16 protein-coding genes are annotated in these 17340 nt (G+C 60.0%); 8 read left to right on the top strand and 8 right to left on the bottom strand.

The features are described from left to right. Positions 1 to 55: 55 nt before the first annotated feature. A complete protein-coding gene (locus J7447_RS12615) occupies positions 56 to 1747 on the bottom strand; it encodes a methyltransferase domain-containing protein (protein ID WP_209169760.1) in 1692 nt (563 codons plus the stop codon). A 477-nt stretch (positions 1748 to 2224) separates the two neighbouring features. Beyond that, positions 2225 to 3016, bottom strand: coding sequence for a crotonase/enoyl-CoA hydratase family protein (locus J7447_RS12610; RefSeq protein ID WP_209169759.1), 792 nt, complete (start codon positions 3014 to 3016; stop codon positions 2225 to 2227). 86 nt (positions 3017 to 3102) lie between these two features. Here J7447_RS12610 and J7447_RS12605 point away from each other — a divergent pair, with 86 nt between their 5' ends. Continuing rightward, the gene (locus J7447_RS12605; RefSeq protein ID WP_209169758.1) at positions 3103 to 3690 is read left to right on the top strand and encodes a TetR/AcrR family transcriptional regulator; all 588 of its coding nucleotides are present in this window, start codon (positions 3103 to 3105) and stop codon (positions 3688 to 3690) included. Positions 3691 to 3781: 91 nt separating this feature from the next. Here the strand turns inward: J7447_RS12605 and J7447_RS12600 are convergent, their stop codons facing one another. Beyond that, on the bottom strand, positions 3782 to 4507 hold the full coding sequence (locus tag J7447_RS12600; RefSeq protein ID WP_055655682.1) for a GntR family transcriptional regulator: 726 nt from the start codon (positions 4505 to 4507) through the stop codon (positions 3782 to 3784). Between the two features lie 132 nt (positions 4508 to 4639). On the opposite strand from J7447_RS12600, the gene dctP (J7447_RS12595) reads away from it, so the two are divergent. The 6 genes from dctP (J7447_RS12595) (at position 4640) to J7447_RS12570 (ending at position 10293) form a co-directional block, all read left to right on the top strand. Then, positions 4640 to 5662 carry a TRAP transporter substrate-binding protein DctP gene (gene dctP, locus J7447_RS12595; RefSeq protein WP_022997935.1) on the top strand — a complete coding sequence of 341 codons (1023 nt, stop codon included), beginning with the start codon at positions 4640 to 4642 and terminating at the stop codon, positions 5660 to 5662. Positions 5663 to 5819: 157 nt separating this feature from the next. Next, positions 5820 to 6341 carry a TRAP transporter small permease gene (locus J7447_RS12590; RefSeq protein WP_209169757.1) on the top strand — a complete coding sequence of 174 codons (522 nt, stop codon included), beginning with the start codon at positions 5820 to 5822 and terminating at the stop codon, positions 6339 to 6341. Next, on the top strand, positions 6331 to 7647 hold the full coding sequence (locus J7447_RS12585; protein WP_022997933.1) for a TRAP transporter large permease subunit: 1317 nt from the start codon (positions 6331 to 6333) through the stop codon (positions 7645 to 7647). The genes J7447_RS12590 and J7447_RS12585 overlap by 11 nt, the downstream gene beginning before the upstream one ends. Positions 7648 to 7657: 10 nt before the next feature. Next, positions 7658 to 7822: a hypothetical protein gene (locus J7447_RS12580; RefSeq protein ID WP_168684698.1), complete on the top strand. Its 165-nt coding sequence runs from the start codon at positions 7658 to 7660 to the stop codon at positions 7820 to 7822. A 4-nt stretch (positions 7823 to 7826) separates the two neighbouring features. Beyond that, positions 7827 to 9560 (top strand): L-arabinonate dehydratase, encoded by a 1734-nt coding sequence (gene araD, locus J7447_RS12575; protein ID WP_209169756.1) that lies wholly within the window; start codon positions 7827 to 7829, stop codon positions 9558 to 9560. A 7-nt stretch (positions 9561 to 9567) separates the two neighbouring features. Next, complete coding sequence (locus J7447_RS12570; protein ID WP_062487819.1) at positions 9568 to 10293, top strand: ribonuclease activity regulator RraA; 726 nt, start codon at positions 9568 to 9570, stop codon at positions 10291 to 10293. Positions 10294 to 10565: 272 nt separating this feature from the next. On the opposite strand, the gene J7447_RS12565 is transcribed toward J7447_RS12570, so the two are convergent. From J7447_RS12565 to J7447_RS12545, 5 genes are all read right to left on the bottom strand, one after another. Next, positions 10566 to 12458, bottom strand: coding sequence for a bifunctional sugar phosphate isomerase/epimerase/4-hydroxyphenylpyruvate dioxygenase family protein (locus J7447_RS12565; RefSeq protein ID WP_209169755.1), 1893 nt, complete (start codon positions 12456 to 12458; stop codon positions 10566 to 10568). Positions 12459 to 12475: 17 nt separating this feature from the next. Next, a complete protein-coding gene (locus J7447_RS12560) occupies positions 12476 to 13750 on the bottom strand; it encodes a TRAP transporter large permease (RefSeq protein WP_209169754.1) in 1275 nt (424 codons plus the stop codon). Further along, positions 13747 to 14280, bottom strand: a complete 534-nt coding sequence (locus J7447_RS12555) for a TRAP transporter small permease subunit (protein WP_075284281.1) — start codon at positions 14278 to 14280, stop codon at positions 13747 to 13749. The genes J7447_RS12560 and J7447_RS12555 overlap by 4 nt, the downstream gene beginning before the upstream one ends. A gap of 121 nt (positions 14281 to 14401) precedes the next feature. Further along, a complete protein-coding gene (gene dctP, locus J7447_RS12550; protein ID WP_031268177.1) occupies positions 14402 to 15409 on the bottom strand; it encodes a TRAP transporter substrate-binding protein DctP in 1008 nt (335 codons plus the stop codon). Between the two features lie 73 nt (positions 15410 to 15482). Next, positions 15483 to 16391 carry a shikimate dehydrogenase gene (locus J7447_RS12545; protein WP_209169753.1) on the bottom strand — a complete coding sequence of 303 codons (909 nt, stop codon included), beginning with the start codon at positions 16389 to 16391 and terminating at the stop codon, positions 15483 to 15485. A 147-nt stretch (positions 16392 to 16538) separates the two neighbouring features. On the opposite strand from J7447_RS12545, the gene J7447_RS12540 reads away from it, so the two are divergent. Then, positions 16539 to 17204, top strand: coding sequence for a TetR/AcrR family transcriptional regulator (locus J7447_RS12540; RefSeq protein WP_022997922.1), 666 nt, complete (start codon positions 16539 to 16541; stop codon positions 17202 to 17204). Positions 17205 to 17340 lie beyond the last annotated feature (136 nt).

Genomic DNA, 17340 nt, shown 5'->3' with positions numbered 1-17340 from the left:
GTCCTGCCCGGAGCGGTGTATGGCGCCCGGGCAGGGAGATCGGGAAGGAAGGGGATCAGACGGGCTTGCGGAACAGCTGGATGCCCCAGGCCAGCTGGCCGGCGTCCGCAGCATCGACCCAGTTCATGAGCCCAAGCGCCATCTTGTCGAGATAGTCGGCGGAAGCGCCTTCGCTGCGCAGCTTGTCGTAGTTGGCGAGAAGCTCCTCGCGTACCCGGAAATAGTGATTGCGCAACTGCTGCGTCATGTCCCGCTGTTCGACGGTTTCAAAGCCCAGTGCTTCTGCCGTCTCGCGGTAGAAGCGCATCGACCCGAGGCTGTTGAGCTGCAGGCGGTCATAAACCGGCTGGAGAGCTTTCGGGTCGGCATCATCGGCCTGCATCGGGTCAGTGAAGATGAAATAGCCGCCCGGCTTCAGCACCCGGTGGACTTCCTGCAGCACCTTGTGGCGCTGATCGGAGTGCAGGATCGCATCCTGGCTCCAGACAATGTCGAAGCTTTCCGGCTGTTCCGGAATATCCTCGAAGACGCCGTGCTCGACGCGGATCCTGTCCTTGAAACCCTGCTGGATGTTGCGGTGCCGGTTGGTGTCGTTCTGGACATCGGAAATGTTCAGGCAGACCGCGCTGCAGCCACTGGCCTTGACCAGCTTGCGCATCGCACCGCCATAACCGGAGCCGATGTCGAGAACCTTGGCATCCGCACCCAGGTTGGGCAGCATGCCGGCCATCTCGTCGATGGTGAGGTCCGACGCTTCGCGAATGTTGCTGGTGTCGTCGTAAAGGCCGATGTGAAGGTCCTGGCCGCCCCAGACAAGGCTGTAGAACGTGTCGGCGTCGTCACTGTCGTAGTAGCTTTCGGCAACTTCGCGGATATCCGTTTTGCCGTCTTCAGGGCGCGCGCCACCCCAGCGAACCAGGTGCAGGCTGGATTTTTCGGCAATGTGAATGAAGAAATCCGGATCGTTTTCCGCAAAGGTCTCCTGGAAGTCACCATAGGTGCGGACCCGCTCGAAGCCTGCCTCCGACAGGAGACGGCGCATGTAGTTCTTGCGGATGGGGCACATGTTGAGCGTGTACTCGGCCCCATCGGGAAAGCTGTATTTGAAGCGGGCGAGGCCTTCGTCCATATGCACCGGTTCGGCCTTCACCTTCTTTCCGGCATAATAGTATTTGTGCTTGTTGGAATAGCCCTGATCTAGCATCGCATCGTAGTTGCGCTGATCGATGATCAGGATGCCGTCGTGTTTGAGCGCGGCATAGAATTCGGCAAGCGCCCGGCGGCGGTCCAGTTCGTCGTGCAAGTGGGTGAAGGAATTGCCGAGGCAGATGATGGCGTCGTATTTGCCCTGAATGTCCCGGTTCAGCCAACGCCAGTCAGCCTGTACCGTCTTCAGGATCATGCCGCGTTTCTGGCCGTTCTGGAACGCCTTTGCCAGCATGGCAGCGGAGCCGTCGGCCGAAGTCACGTTAAAGCCTGCGCGGGTCAGCCGCACGGAGTGGAAGCCGGTTCCGGTTGCGACATCGAGCACGGTTTCCTTGCCGCGGGCGCGCAGCACGTCCATGAAGAACTGTCCCTCGCTGTCGGCGCGCGCGTCCCAGTCGATCAACTCGTCCCACTTTTCCACGAACGACATGATGTATTCGCCGCGGTAGAGATCCGTTTCCCGGTCTGCGATCGGATCCCGGCCATAAGCCTGCTCGTCCAGTTGCAATTCGGCATTGGCGGACAGCTGTTGAGCCTGCATGGATAGCGTCTCCTTTTTAAGGCGCGCGATGCCGCACGGAACAGGCCGCAGCGTGCACGCGCTCATGCACCGCCCGGAGGTCGGGCAGCGAGCGTCGGAATGGTTCTGTTGCAAGCCCGGCGGGAGGTGCATAGGTGCACTGGGCGGAATTTAGCCGACCCTTTGCGCGAAGGGTCGAGTGCCGGACTTTTCAGGAAGGCGCACAAGGCAGCGAATGGGTGCTGCAGGTGCGGAAGATGGGCTGTTGGAAGCCCTGTACATCCGCTGGTGAAGCGGTGTGCGCCTTTCACTCATTGGGTGCCGGGACCTTAACAAACACCGGTTTCATTACAACAGCTGGTCTCGGAAAAATCGGGAATGAACCGAAAAGTCCTGGTTAAGCCTTTGTAATTAAATAAATCTTTTTTTGTAAAACTTTTCTGACACATTCGTGGGCAGCACACTCCAGGCGTGCTGCCCACTGTTTTCCGGCTGTGTTCATGCGCCCTGGTAGTCCGGCATGCGCCGCTCGATCCATCCGGTGAGACCCTCGTGAACGTCCCGTGTGGCTGCCATGCGTGCAAACTGCTCCTGTTCGATCCGCAAGCCTTCGGAAATGGTTGTGTTGAGCCCGCGCGTCACGGCAGTCAGGATCCTGGAAGCAGCCAGCGGCGAGTGACGAAGGATGCGCTCTGCGAGGGCAAAGGCCGCCTCCAGTTCGCTGCCGTCGGTGACGACCTGGTTGACCAGTCCGAGCTCATGAGCTCTGTGCGCGGAAAAGCTGTCACCGGTGAGAAGCAGTTCCAGGGCTCGTTTCCGGCCTGCAAGGCGCGGCAGACGCTGCGTGCCGCCGAAGGTCGGCGGGATGCCGATATTGATTTCCGGTTTGGCAAAGAGTGCGCTTTCGCAGGCGACGGCAAGATGAACCGCTTCGGTGATCTCGCAACCGCCGCCGTAGGCCAGACCATTGACCGCGGCGATGACCGGCTTGGGAAAGTTTTCCAGGCGCGCAGTCATGCGCTGGCCCCGCTGGCAAAATTCGCGTACCGCGACGTCGATGCCCTCCGCGATGGTGCGCGAAAACTCGTGAATGTCTCCACCTGCCGAAAAGGCGCGCCTGCCTGCGCCGGTGATGATGAGAGCACGAGTGCCGTCGTCCGCTTCCAGTTCGTTCAGATGAGCCAGGATGAGGTCGTTCGTAGCGTAGTTGAGCGCGTTCAGCTTCTCGGGCCTGTTGAGGGTAAGCAGCGCAATGGGGCCGTGGCGGTCCAGAAGAACAGGGGCAGTCATGGGCTTTGTCCTTGGTTGAAAGTCGATAGAAGGACGCTAGCGACAGCGTGCATTGAAGTATATTCACTGGTGAGTATACTTGATCGATGATCAAACCTGCCGAAACAGCCAGAGAGCGGATCCTGACCGCTGCCAACAAGCTCTTCTATGCGGAGGGAATCCGTGCCGTCAGTCTCGACACGATCGCGGAGAAGGCCGGTATCACCAAGAAGACGGTTTATTACCATTTCAAGAGCAAGGACGACCTGATCGAAGCTTATCTGGCGTCACGAGATCAGCCCAACCTCAATCAGTTCCGGAAGTGGTTTGGGGAAGCCGAAGGTGATCTGCCGGACAAGGTGGAGGCAATCTTCCGCCAGATAGCGCTTTCTGCAAGGCACCCGAAATGGAAAGGCTGCGGTTTCCTGCGAACGGCGGCGGAACTTGCCAATATGCCCGGGCATCCGGCGATGAAGGTTGGTGCCGGTCACAAGAAGAAATTCGAGGCGTGGATGGCGAAAGAATTCGAGGCTGCAGGTCTCGGCGGAGCGCCGCACCTGGCCCGCCATATCGTGCTGCTTCTGGATGGCGCGTTTTCAACCATCCTGGTTCACCGCGATCCTGCTTATGCAGAAGCTGCAGGAGAGGCAGCGCGGGCACTGGTAGCATCGGCGATGCTCAATCAGGCAGGCTGACGATCAGTTCCGTCCCCATGAAAGCCTGGCTCCGCCAGTCTTGCTGGGACACTGGGCTTTCACTCGATCTCTTGCCTTACTGAGCCTCGGCCTAGAAGAACGCAGGATTGCGGGCGACGATCTGATCGACCTGCTGCAACGTGCCTGACAGATGTTCGCGGACAGCGGTTTCCGTGGCCGTTTCGTCACTTGCCTCGATACCAGCCAGGATGAGCCCGTGATATCGCAGGATGCTGGCGGGTTTACCGGGGTCGGGTAGGTTGAGATTGCGCAACCGGTCGATATGGCCGGAGCGCGACGCTACGAGCTGACACAGGCTGGCAAGCCCGACCGCCTTGAACAGCGACAGGTGAAAGCGTTTGTCGAAGGTGGCAAAGAGGCCAAGATCGCCCTCGGCATGTGCCGTTTCCTGAAGCTTGAGGATCTGACGGGCAGGGGCGATGGAGGATTTGTCTTCCTGTCTGGCCAGGGTGCGTGTCACCTCCAGTTCCAGCGACAGGCGCAGAAACTGGGTTTCGCGGGCATGGTCGACATCGATCTTGGAGACTTCGGTCTTGGATTGCGGGTAGATGGTCAGCAACCCTTCTTCTTCCAGCTTCATCATCGCATCGCGCACAGGGGTCTGGCTGACGCCGTAATGGGTAGCCAGATCCGTCCGCGACAGGCTGAGCCCGGGCTTGAGGTCCAGCGAGATGATCCGCGCGCGCAGCGATTCCTGGATCTGCTGGCTGACGGAGATCCGCCGGATCCTTTCACCGCTGCCGGCGTCTGCCGCTCTGTTCGGGTCGTCCAGCAACCGAGCCAGTTCAACCGTCATCGCTGATCCTCTCATTCAAACGCACGATTCTTCTCGGGAGAAGATAGAACAGACTTGCAAGAAATGCACTAATATATTAATGCATCAGATAGCGGGAGGAGGAGCTCCCCGCGCAATCGAGTGGAGGACACCATGAAATTCACCGCCGCTGCCCTGGCAGCTTCGGTCTCCGTCATCGCAACAATGGCGCAGGCAGAGACCTTCAGCATTCAGACCTCTTTCAATGCAGGGGACTTTTCGACCCAGTATCTGACGGAAACCTGGCTTCCGAAAATCAAGGAAATGACCGACGGCCGGGTCGAGATCCAGCTGACGCCGAACGGATCCGTGGTGCCGGCACGAGAAACGCCTGATGCTGTTGCGGCCGGCGTTTTGGATGGCGACTTCACCTCCGTGAACTACTTTGCAGGCCGCGAGCCGGCCTACGCCATCATGGGCGACCTCATCTCCGGTTACGACACGCCGCAGCAGATGATCGGTTTCTGCAAGGATGGCGGCGGCGAAGCCGTGATGCAGAAAGCAGCTGATGCCGTGACCGGGGGAGAAGTGCAGGTCGTTGCCTGCGGGCCTTATTCTCGCGAAGCATTGCCGGCCCGCGTACCGATCCGCACGTTCGAAGATCTGGAAGGCAAGAAGATCCGCTCTCCGGAAGGGCTTGCCGCCGCGGTCTTCCAGGCTGCCGGCGCGTCGCCGGTATCCATTCCTTTCTCCGAAGTCTATGGTGCTCTGGAAAAAGGCATTGTCGATGCAGCAGACGCCTCGGCCTACGTCAACAACGACGCGACCGGTCTGCATGACGTTGCCCCTTACCCGCTTTATCCCGGCATTCACTCCATGCCGTCGATGCAGTTCACCATCAACAAGGCGAAGTGGGATGCCTTGAGCCCGGAAGACCAGAAAGCCCTGCGCGACTGGTGGTACGAAGCCATGTTCGCAATGGCGGCTGAAGTCGACAAGAAGGACCAGGAGCTGGCCGCACGGGATGGGGCTGGCGAGAAGATCGAAGTGATCAACTGGGCCCAGGAAGATCGCGACCAACTGCGCGAGATCGCCCGGAAGGAATGGGAGAACTACGCCCAGAAGTCGGACCTTGCCAAGGAAGCGCTTGACGCGAACCTCTCCTACATGACCGAAATCGGTCTCTTCAAAAACTAGGACCCGGCCAGTGACGCGTGCCCTTGCTTTCCACCTTGCAAGGTGAGGGCACGCAGCTTTCTTGCCAAAGCTCCTGCGCGCGCACAGTCTCGATGACCTGGCCTTGTGCCCGGCCGGATTTGCCTGTCCGCTTCAGGTCTGCATTCAGGGAGAGATGATGAAACGCCTATTCGCGCGTTATGCCGATGTCATGGACAGTGTCAGTGTGTTCATCGGTCATGGTTGTTCCGTGCTGTTTTTCGCCTGTATCGCGGTTTCCGCGCTCGAGGTGGTGATGCGGTACGGGTTCGACAGCCCGACTGTCTGGTCGACGGAACTTGCCATGACGCTCTGTGCTTCTGCCTGGGTGCTTGCCGTTGGTTATGTCACCCAGCGGCACCGCCATATTTCCATCACCATGATCGAAACGCTGGTCAGTCCGCGGGTCTGGCGCGTAATGCGCGTGTTGCAGATGGTGATTGCGGCTGGTGCGGTAATTGTCCTGACCATGGCCCTGTGGGATCCGATGCTGAAAGTTCTGAAGCGCACCGAGCACTCGGGAACCGCGCTGAACTCGATCCAGCCGACCTATCTCAAGATCCTGCTTGTTGCTGGTTGCGTTCTCTACATCCTCCAGCTTGCCGCCAACATCATTCGCTGGTGCCAACGCACCGAAGGGGAGATCGCCGGTGGGCATTGAACTCATTACCCTTCTGATCGTCGTCGCGCTGCTGGCGCTGATGGCGCTGGGCGTTCCGCTCGGCATCACCACACTGACGGTGTCCCTGGCAACGGCGATCCTCTATTTCGGCGAACGTGCCGGTTTCTTCATCGTTGCTGCCAATGTCGGCGAGGTCCTGCACAAGTACGAGCTGATCGCCGTTCCCTTCTTTGTCTTCATGGCCAACGTCCTCGAGCGATCGGGGATCGCACAGTCACTGTTCGACAGCATGGCGATCCTGGGTGGGCGCTTCCGCGGTTCGGTCGCGGTACAGACCTGTGTCGTCGCGGTGGTGCTGGCGGCAATGTCCGGCATCATGGGCGGCGAGATCGTCATGCTCGGCCTGATCGCGCTGCCGCAGATGCTGCGGCTCGGGTATGACCGCAAGCTGTCCATCGGCATCATCTGCGCTGCCGGCGCCTTGGCAACGCTGATCCCGCCCTCGGTCGTTCTGATCGTCTACGGTCTTGCGGCCCAGGTTTCGATCACCAAGCTCTTCGCCGCCTCCGCCGTGCCGGGGCTGATCCTCGCCAGCCTGTTCATCATCTACATTCTGATCCGGGTTCGCTTCAATCCGGCACTGGCACCGATCTACGACATTCCCGAAACCGGTTTGCCGCTGTTCCAGCGCGTCAAGTTCCTGAAAGGAGTTGTTCTGCCAGGGCTTCTGATCGGTGCCGTGCTCGGGGTCATTTATTCCGGTATAGCCACCGTCACGGAGGCCGCGGCAGTCGGAGCCGTGGGTGCTCTCGTGGTTGCTGCCGTCCGCAATGAGCTTTCGTGGAAGATGGCACGTGACGCCATGCGCCAGACGGTGCTGACGGTTGGGTCCATCATCTGGCTGGTGCTGGGGGCCGTCTCGCTGATCGGCATCTACAACCGGATCGGCGGCGGCGAATTCCTGCGCGGCCTGCTGACATCCCTTGATATCGCACCGATCCTGGTCATCGTCGTCATGATGCTGATCGTCATGGTGCTCGGCACGTTCTTGGAATGGATCGCGATCATCTTCATCACCGTACCGATCTTTGCACCGGTGGTGGTGGATCTCGGCTTTGATCCGGTCTGGTTCGGGGTGCTCTTTGCCATGAACATACAGATCTACTACCTGTCGCCACCTTTCGGGCCAGCCTGTTTCTTCCTGAAATCCGTGGCGCCAAAAGATATCCAGCTGCAGGAAATCTTCGCCGCCGTGCTGCCGTTCATCGCCCTGCAAGCTGTCGGCCTGTTCCTGGTGCTGTTCTTCCCCGATCTGGCCCTCTGGCTGCCAAACCTGCTGGACTGAGGAGGTTGAGATGAAAATCACCGACAAGGATCTCACCCGCCAGGATGAGGATATCGCACCGGGAGAATTCGCGGACGAAGAACGCCGCGACGACCGGTTCGGCAACTGGCCGGAGGTTGCCGGTCTCGTCTTCACCCTCATCGTCATCTGGCTGACCTTTGCCTTCACCGGATAAAATCATGACGCACAAAGCCCCAAAAGACTTACGTTCCGCGCGCTGGTTCGCTCCTGACGATCTGCGCAGCTTCGGTCATCGCTCGCGGATGATGCAGCTCGGCTACTCGGAAGAGGACTTCCGGGACAAGCCGGTCATTGGCGTGCTCAACACATGGTCGGAGCTGAACACCTGTCATTCCCACTTCAAGGAGCGGGTGCAGGACGTGAAGCGCGGCGTCTTCCAGGCGGGAGGCTTTCCCGTCGAGATGCCGTCGCTCTCGGTCGACGAAAGCTTCACCAAGCCAACCTCGATGCTCTACCGCAACATGCTGGCCATGGAAACGGAGGAGATGATCCGTTCTCACCCGCTGGACGGCGTGGTGCTGATGGGAGGCTGTGACAAGACCACACCCGGTCTTGTCATGGGGGCGATCTCGGCAGGTGTTCCGATGGTCTATCTGCCGGCAGGCCCGATGTTGCGCGGCAACTACGCCGGCAAGATCCTGGGGTCGGGGTCCGATGCCTGGAAATACTGGGACGAGCGCCGGGCCGGCAACATTTCCGACGATGAATGGCTCGGGATCCAGGGTGGTATCGCCCGCTCGGCCGGCACCTGCATGACCATGGGGACGGCTTCGACCATGACGGCCATTGCCGATGCAATGGGGCTGACCCTTCCGGGCGCATCTTCCATTCCGGCGGTTGATGCGGGCCATCAACGCATGGGAGCCGATTGCGGCCGGCGCATCGTTGAGATGGTCTGGGAAGACCTGACACCGGACCGGATCATCACGGATGCCGCCTGCCGGAACGCCGCTGTCGTTGCGATGGCCACCGGCTGTTCCACCAATGCGGTCGTCCACCTTATCGCGATGGCGCGCCGGGCCGGTGTGGAGCTGTCGCTCGACGATCTGGACGCCCTTGGCCGGGTGACACCGCTGATCGCCAATGTGCGACCTTCCGGCAGGGACTACCTGATGGAGGATTTCTTCTATGCGGGCGGCCTGCGCGCGCTGATGAAGCAGATCGAGGACCGGCTGGATCTTTCCGCCCTGACCATCACTGGCAAGACGCTCGGCGAGAACCTGGAAGGGGCGGTCGTCTATAACGACGATGTCATCCGACCTCTCTCCAACCCGGTGTACGAGGAAGGTTCGCTCGCCGTTCTGCGCGGGAACCTCTGCCCTGACGGTGCCGTGATCAAGCCGGCGGCCTGCGATCCGAAGTTCCATTTCCACGAAGGGCCGGCCCTTGTCTTCGACAGCTATCCGGAAATGAAGGCGGCCATCGATGACGAGACCCTGGAGGTCACGCCGGACTACGTCCTGGTGCTCCGCAATGCCGGGCCTCAGGGCGGGCCCGGTTTTCCCGAATGGGGCATGCTGCCGATCCCCAAGGCGCTGATCAAGCAGGGCCATCGCGACATGCTGCGGATCTCCGATGCGCGCATGTCCGGCACCTCCTATGGTGCCTGCGTGTTGCATGTCGCGCCGGAAAGCTATGTCGGCGGACCGCTGGCGCTGCTGAAGACCGGTGACATCGTTCGGCTGGATCTCGCCAACCGCCGCCTCGACATGCTGGTGGAGGAGGCGGAACTGGAGGCCCGCAGGGCCGCCTGGCAGGCCCCCGTGCCACGGTTTGAGCGCGGCTACGGTTATCTCTTCCAGCGACACGTCACCCAGGCCGACAAGGGCTGCGACTTCGACTTCCTGCAATCCGACTTCGGCCGCACCGCCGGCGAACCCGATATCTACTGAGGACATCATGAGCGACTACACACTTTCCGACGACACTCGCGCGAAACTGAAAAAGGTCTCGACGGCTTCCGTCGCGACGGCGCTCTACAAGCGCGGCCTGCGCAACCAGTTCATTCAGGGTGTGGTGCCGGTAGCTCCGAAAGACGAAAACATGGTCGGTCAGGCTTTCACGCTGCGCTACATCCCGGCTCGGGAAGACCGCAATCCGATCACGGTTTTTCGCAATCCGGACCATCCGCAGCGGGTTGCGATGGAAACCTGCCCGCCAGGCCACGTTCTGGTGATGGATGCGCGCAAGGATGCGCGCGCGGCAACGGCCGGTTCCATCCTGATCACCCGGCTGGCGCTACGCGGCGCTGCCGGTGTTGTCTCCGACGGTGGTTTCCGGGACGCGGAAGGTATCGGCGCACTCGACATGCCTGCCTATTACGCCAAGCCGTCAGCTCCGACCAACCTGACCCTGCATGAGGCGCTGGACATCAACGTGCCGATATCCTGCGGCGATGCTCCGGTCTTCCCCGGGGACGTTCTGGTTGGCGACAAGGATGGCGTCATGGTGATCCCTGCACATCTGGCCGACGAGCTTGCGGACGAATGCACCGGCATGGAGAGCTTTGAGGATTTCGTGCTGGAAGAAGTGAAGGCCGGAACGCCGATCATCGGTCTCTATCCGCCGACGAAGGAAGAGAACGTGCAGAAGTACGAAGCCTGGCGACGGAAAACCGGGCGGTAGGGGGCTCGCGAGCCGCAGTGAAGCCGTCGTGGGTCGAATGGGCCGATGCGTTGTTTGGCGCGTTCGTTACCCAGACCCACGCTACACTCACATCCTCATCCTGAGGAAGCGCGAAGCGCTGTCTCGAAGGATGGGCTGCTTGCTCAGAGTGTGTCGCCCATCCTTCGAGACGCCGCGTGGCGGCTCCTCAGGATGAGGGCGTGGTGTAGGATAGGTCTTGACTGACTGTCACTCCTGTCGCTGCATCAGCCCCGCGTTCTTTGCGGGCAAGTCTACCTTGCCGGCATGCCTTTCGCGCGGAAATGGCGTTTCTGGGCGGCGATGCGGAACTGGGCATTGGCGGCGCCATAGCCCTTGTAGCCGCCGCGGCGTTCGACAATCTCGAAGAAGAATCCTTCGCCGTAGGTCGGGCTGTACAGCTGGAAATATTCGCCGTTCTCGTCCCGGTCATAGAGAATGCCCGAGCTTTTCAGGTCGTTGAGGAAGTCTTCTTCCAGCCCGAAACGGGCATCCAGATCGTCGTAGTAGTTGGGAGATATCACCAGCGGCGTGAAGCCGTTGGCTTGCAGTGCCTTCACCGTCTTGAAGATGTCGGCGGTTTCGAACGCGATATGCTGCACACCCGATCCGAAACCTTCCGAGATGAAATGCCCGGCTAGGGTCCTTCGGTTCTCCGCCCCGTTGAGCGTGATCCGCAGGCTGCCGTCATCGTTTTCGATGGCCTGGCTGCGGACGAGGCCTGCCGGGTCGATGACATCCACCATGGCAGTCTTCTCCGTATCGAAGATCGACCGGTAAAACAGAAGCCAGGTAAGCATCTCGTCATAGTTCATCGTCTCGGCGAGGTGGTCGATGCGGATAAGGCCGGCATCACCTGTTGCCCCACCGTGACCAACCGGTTCGAACTCGATTTCCCACACCCGTGACAGATCCTTGCTGTCGTCGACGAAATGAATGACGCTGCCACCGAGAGCGCGGATCGCAGGGATCTTCAATTCGCCCGGCCCGACCGGCTGTTCGAAGGTTTTGGCCCCCAGGGTCTCGGCACGGGCAACAGTTGCCGAAGCGTCTGCAACCTTAAGGCCGATGTCACAGACATTGGTGCCATGCGAGATGTAGGACGCATGGGCGAAGCCGCGCGGGTCGGTGTTGATGACGATGTTGATGCCGCCTTGCCGCCAGAGTTCGACCTCCTTGGAGACGTGCTTGCCGGCCTTGTGGAAGCCGAGCGTTGTCAGCATGGCCGACAGGTCGGTTGCTTCCTTCCGGTCGGCGGCAAATTCAACGAACTCGATACCTGCAACCGGTACCCTGTCGGGCATTTCGGGAACGGGGATCCGGATGCCGGGTTCGGTTCGCCGGACCTGGTCCATCAGGTAGAGCAGGGAGCGGTAGCCATCGACCGCAATGGATTTCGGCGAACCGCCACGAAACTGGTCGTTGAAGATCTCCAGCGACAGCACGCCGTCATAACCTGTTGCCGCGACGGCCCGCATGAAGCCGGTCACGTCCAGATCGCCTTCGCCGGGCATGTTGCGGAAATGGCGGCTCCAGTAGAGCAGGTCCATGTTGAAGTTCGGCGCGTCGGCCAGCTGGACGAAGAAGATCTTGTCGCCGGGAATGGACCGGATCGAATCTGGGTCTATCTTGCGCGACAGGGTGTGGAAGGAATCCAGGATCAGGCCCACGTTGGGGTGGTCGGCTCTGCGCACGATTTCCCAGGCATCGCGGTGATCGTTGACGAAACGGCCCCAGGCGAGGGCCTCATAGCCGATGCGGATACCGCTCCTGGCGGCAAGTTCTCCCAGCTCTGCAAGATCATCGGCGGCACGATCTATGCCACCAAGCGCGATGGGAGATACGTTGGAGCAGATCAGCACAAGATCCGCGCCCATTTCCTGCATGAGGTCGAACTTGCGTTCGGCGCGGGCGAAGGTCCGGCTGCGTTGTGGCTCGGGCATGCCCTCAAAGTCGCGGAAGGGCTGAAACAGCGATATCTCCAGGCCATGGTCGCGGACCATCTGGCCGACGTCCTTCGGACTGCGGTCAAACGCCAGGAAGTCGTTTTCGAAGATTTCGACGCCATCGAAGCCGGCAGCCGCGATTGCGCTGAGCTTTTCGGCTAGGTCACCTGCGATGGAGACTGTGGCGATGGCGGTTTTCATGGGGACCTTCCGTGGGTTCAGTAGCCCATTATGCGGGGCAGCCAGATGACCGTTTCCGGTACAAATGTGAGGAGGAGCAGCACCAGCACTTCAACGAAGAAGAATGGCAGGATGGCCATGGTCAGCCGGGCCATGCCGACCTGGGCGATGCCTTCGGCGACGAACAGACAAAGGCCGAGTGGCGGGGTGATCAGGCCGATCATCAGGTTGAAGATGACAAGGATGCCGAAGTGGACCGGGTCCACGCCCATGCCGACCGCAATCGGATGCAAGATGGGCACCAGCACCAGCATGGCGGCGATGCCTTCCAGAAACAGTCCGACGAACAGGAACAGGAGAATGGTGGCAATCAGGAACGTGGTTTTGCTGTCCACATTCAACAGCACCCAGTCGGTCAGCATGTTCGGAACGCGGTTGTAGGTCAGCAGCCAGTTGGCGGCAGAGACCGCAGCAATGATGATCAGGATGACCGCGCTGTCGCGCATGGCTTCGGAGAAAAGTCGTGGCAGGGAAGACAGCTTGATGTTTCGATAGACGAAGATGCCGAGGAAAAGCGCATAGGCGACAGCGAAACTTGCCGCCTCTGTCGGTGTGACGACGCCGAGCAGGATGGAGCCGACCACGAACACCGGCATCAGCAATGGCAGTATCCCGCCGAGAATGGCCTTGCTGGCCGGTTCCGCGGTCAGCCCTATTGCCTGATCGCCGTGATCGACCTTCACGGTCAGCATTACGAAGACGGAGAGGAAAATCGCCAGCAGAATGCCGGGAATGATGCCGGCAAGGAACAGAGCCGGCACCGAAACGCCGGAGACGATCAGCGCGTAGATGATCACCGGGATGGATGGCGGGATGATGGGCCCGATCACGGAGGAGGCCGCCGTCAATGCTGCCGCGAAGGGGCGGGAGTAGCCGTGTTTTTCCATTTCCGGAATGAAAACCCGGCCGATGGCGGATGTGTCGGCAACCGCGGACCCGGAAAGACCGGCGAAGATCACTGATGCCCAGATGTTGACGAGCGCCAGTCCGGCGCGCAGCCGGCCGACCAGAACATTGGCAAAGGCAATGATGCGGCCGGTGATGCCGCTTTCGTTCATGACTTCGCCTGCCAGCACGAACAGCGGAATGGCAAGCAGGGGGAAGGAGTTCATGCCTTTGAACATTTCCGTTGCGACCACGCGCAGGGAATAGGGTGCTTCGCCATAGCCCATGAACACCAGCAAGGCTGCAATGATGGCAAGAGCGATTGGAACGCCGGTGGCGAGCCCGATGAGAAGGATTGCGTAGATCATGCCTGCACCGCCTTGATGGCCGAGATGCGTTCAAAGAACTTGAGAGCGGCCGCCACGGCCAGCAATGCGCCGCCGATGGCGATCGCATACTGCCAGGTGCCGACCTTGGCGACCCAGACCAGCGCGTCGATGCCTGTGGTTTCCGCAAGCCAGTTGCCGGCTGATTTCAGGCCCGAAGCGTCAAGGTTGCCTCGGCGAACGGCGAAGGCATGTCCGGAGAAGGCGAGGGCAACTCCGGTTGCAAAACTGACCAGGTCGACGGCCGCGAAGAGTTTTTCACGAACGGAGACGGAGAGAAAATCGGTCAGCACCGTGAAGCGGATATGCCTGTCCTGCAGATAGGCAAGCGCGAGACCGAACATGACACCGTAGATGGTCAGATAGATCGGCAGTTCCTCGCCCCAGGATACCGACTGACCGACCGTGTAGCGGCGGAGCGAATTGACGAAGATGATGGCGAAGACGAGGGCCATCGACAGGCCGGCTCCGAGCGCAAAGAGGCGCCGGGCAAATTCATTGACCGTTTTCATGTTCCAGGTCCTGCTTGTTCAGCTTTTGGCTATTCAACTGACTTTGATTGAACAGCCAAAAGCTGATCTTTTCCAACATTCCAGAACCCCGGGCGGCAAACCGCCCGGGGCCTTGACCGGATTACTGGCTCGCAGCAGCAACGGATTCCTGCAGGCGGTCGATCCAGACCGCATCTTCACCGAGTTCGCCGCGCAGATATTCAACAACCGCCGGCTGTGCCTTTTCGGCAAAGGCTGCGATTTCGTCAGCGGTCGGAGAATAGACCTGCATGCCTTCTGCCTGAACCTTGTTGACGCCTTCAGCCGTGCTCCACTGCTGGATGGAACGGCCCATGTTGCCGGCAATGCGCGCCGCACGGGCAACCACGGCCTGCTGGGCCGGAGTGAGCGACTGGTAGAACTCGTCGGAGATCAGGATGAAGTCGGCGGCGTAGACGTGGCCGTCGAGGGTCATGTATTTCTGCAGCTTGTGCAGGCCGTTGTTGTAGATCACGCCGACCGGGTTTTCCTGGCCGTCAACGACACCGGTGGAAAGCGCGTTTGGCAGTTCGGTCCAGGCGATCGGGGTCGGCTCGCCGCCGAGGCCTTTCACCATTTCCACGTAAAGCGGGATCGGCTGCACACGGAACTTCAGGCCTTCCATGTCCGCAGGCGTCCGGATTTCGCGAGTGCCGTTGGTGAAGTTCCGGAAGCCGGTTTCGCCATAAGCCAGCGTGCGCAGGCCGGTCTGTGCAAGGCAGTGTTCGGCAAGTGCATCACCGAAGTCACCATCCAGCACGTCCCAGGCAATGGTTGCCGAAGAGAAGGTGTAGGGAATGTCCAGAACGGACGCGGCCGGGCAAGCCTTGGACATGGCGCCGGACACCAGGACGACCTGGGTCAGGTTGTCCTGGGCCTGGGCGACCAGCTCGTCTTCGTTGCCCAGCGCACCGGCCGGGAACAGTTCCACCGTCAGATCGGTTTCGCCTTCAACGATGTTCTTGAAGATATGAGCGGCAGCACCTTTCTTGGAGGCGGTCCATTCGTCCGGGTCGACATGGGCCAGACGGATAGTCTGAGCCTGGGCCGCGGCGGCGAGGCCGACTGTGAGAAGGGCAGTAGCTGCCAGGGATGAGAATTTGAAACGCATGACTTCCTCCCGTTTGCGTAACATTTTCAAAATGACCATTTCCGCTTTCGTGATGATGCGAAACCGGAAGGGGTTAAGCGTCCGCGGTCTCCCGCGGCATTTCGTCGAAGGCGTCGAACGTCGCCTTCATTCGGACCGGATCGGCACGCCGACCGGTAAAGAGTTCAAAGGCCCGTACAGCCTGGAACACCGCCATGCCTGACCCGGGGAGCACCCGGCAGCCGAGCCTTCTCGCGCCAGCCAGGAGTTCCGTTTCGAGCGGGAAATAGACGATGTCCGCAACCCACATGTCGGGCTTGAGCAGCGCGAGCGGGAACGGTGTTCCTGGTGTCTTGGCCATGCCGACCGGGCTTGCGTTGACGATGCCGGACAGGTTGGCGCAGCTTGCAGCATCAACGGTCGTGACCGGTTCCACGGTCAGTCCCTGACGATTTGAGCGGACCTGCCGGGCAAGTTGCTCCACGCGCACGGTGTCGACGTCGAAGATCTTCAGGTGCTGGACACCGCAATCCGCCAGCGCGTGGGCAACTGCAACGCCGGCTCCACCAGCGCCGATGAGAAGCACCGTCTTCAGGGACACGCCGATCATGTTCTGGCGAAAACTCTCGGCAAATCCCCACAGGTCGGTGTTGTGGCCAATGCGCTTTCCATCCCGGAACACGATGGTGTTGACCGAGCCGACAGCCGCCGCGTTGGGCGATAGCTGGTCCAGCAGCGGGATCACTTCCATCTTGAACGGGTAGGTCACGTTGAGACCGTTGAAACCAGTCACTTCGGCCGCGTGCACAATAGCTTTCAGGTTCTGTTCGTTCTCGGGAAGCGTATCGACATCGATAATGCGATAGACGCCGCGCAGACTCTGTGCTGCTGCTTCGGCCATGTGCATTTCCGGCGTCCTGGAACGGGCAATACCAATTCCGATCAGGCCGGCCAGTACGATGTTGCTTGCTGCTTCCACCCAGGTTCCTCTCAGAAACCTCATTTGGCAGCCCCGTTTTCGGGGTCTGTATGGCTGGAGACCGCATCTCCTGAGTTTCAAAATGTACTAACCAGTTAATTCAGTCAAGAGAAATGTACTGTCCGGTTAATTTGGGCTGGTAACCCGATCCGGGCTGGTTTAGAAAAAGGCATGTCGATCAATGAGTCTGAGCTGCCGGAAAAAAATTCTTCACGGGGTCGCTGGAAGCAGGACCCGGAGGGAGTGCGTGCGAATATCCTGGCCGTCGCCTTGGAGGAGTTCTCCGCGAACGGTCTTTCCGGTGCGCGCATGGATGAAATCGCGGCCAAGACGCGCTCATCCAAGCGCATGATCTATTATTATTTCGGCGACAAGGAGAGCCTCTACCTCAAGGCTCTGGAAGCGGCCTACAAGAAGGTGCGCAAAGGCGAAGAACAGCTGGAGCTGAACCATTTGCCGCCAAGGGATGCACTGTCGAGGCTTGTAGCCTTCACTTTCGATCATCATCGCGAAAGCCCTGCGTTCATCCGTCTGGTCATGATCGAAAACATTCATCATGGCCGCTATCTCGAGCAGTCGGACGAGATCAAAAGCCTGAACGAAGCGGCGATTTCCCAAATTGCCGGCATTTATGCAAAAGGGGTGGCCGAAGGCGTCTTCCGCGATGGCCTGACGCCTTTGAGGATCCATTGGCTGATCTCGGCCATGAGCTTTTTCAACGTCTCCAATGCAACGACCTTCTCCATGCTGTTCGGTCCGGAATTGCAGTCGGCATCCGGTCAGGTTTCCCTCAAGGGCGATGTCTGCGAAACGGTAATGCGTTTCGTCGCTGCCTGATGTTCGAGCGCCAGCAAGGCTCTTCTTCTGTACCCACCTTCTCGTTTCCTCCCCTGATCCGGAGGCTGCTCAGCCTGTGGCGGCAATTGACAGCGCTAAAGAAACTATATAACTAGAAATATAGTTATATTAGATG

This window comes from Labrenzia sp. R5_0 (assembly GCF_017743835.1).
GTDB lineage: Bacteria > Pseudomonadota > Alphaproteobacteria > Rhizobiales > Stappiaceae > Roseibium > Roseibium algicola.
The sequence above is the reverse complement of the archived record's forward strand: the minus strand, read 5'-3'. Positions and strand labels throughout refer to the sequence as shown.